We start from the raw sequence: 797 nt of genomic DNA, 5'->3' as shown, positions 1-797 counted from the left end.
TCTTGCGGGACAGGTCACCGGTGACCCCGAAGATCACCAGACCCGACGGACCCGCGATCCGCGGCAACCGACGATCCGCCGGATCACGCAACGGATTGATCCAGGCGTCGATGACGCCGGTCTCCTCCTCAAGTACTGCTGAGGCTTCTTCACTCACTTCTCGGTGCCCCCCTTCGGGGCGAACTTCGCGAGCGAGGCGGTGACGGTGTCCAGCAGTTCCTTCCAGGACGCCTCGAACTTCTCCACGCCCTCGTCCTCGAGGACCTGGACCACGTCGTCGTAGGAGATGCCGAAGGTGGCCAGCTCGTCGATGACGGCCTGCGCGGCGGCGTAGTTGCCGGTGATGCTGTCGCCGCGGATCACGCCGTGGTCGGCGACCGCGTTCAGCGTCGCCTCGGGCATGGTGTTGACGGTGCCCGGTGCGACCAGCTCGACCACGTACAGGGTGTCGTCCAGGGACGGGTCCTTGACGCCGGTGGAGGCCCACAGCGGACGCTGCGGCTTGGCACCGGCCTCGGCCAGCGCCTTCCAGCGGTCCGAGCTGAAGACCTCTTCGTAGGCCTGGTAGGCCAGTTGGGCGTTGGCCACGGCGGCCTTGCTCTTGGCGGCCTTGGCCTCGGGGGTGGCCAGCTTGTCGAGGCGCTTGTCGATCTCGGTGTCCACGCGGGAGACGAAGAAGGAGGCCACGGACTCGATCTGGGACAGGTCGTGGCCGTTGGCCTTGGCGGTCTCCAGGCCGGTCAGGAAGGCGTCCATGACGCCGCGGTAGCGCTCCAGCGAGAAGATCAGCGTGACGT

1 protein-coding gene is annotated in these 797 nt (G+C 67.3%); it reads right to left on the bottom strand.

Features of this window, described 5'->3' with window-relative positions:
* Positions 1 to 153: 153 nt before the first annotated feature.
* Positions 154 to 797 (bottom strand): transaldolase (gene tal / locus IF29_RS0141170; protein ID WP_030267715.1); only part of this gene is annotated, 644 nt, incomplete at its 5' end.

This window comes from Streptacidiphilus jeojiense (assembly GCF_000719095.1).
Lineage (GTDB): Bacteria > Actinomycetota > Actinomycetes > Streptomycetales > Streptomycetaceae > Streptacidiphilus > Streptacidiphilus jeojiensis.
Note: the sequence above shows the minus strand (reverse complement) of the source record. Positions and strands in the feature narration are given on the sequence as shown.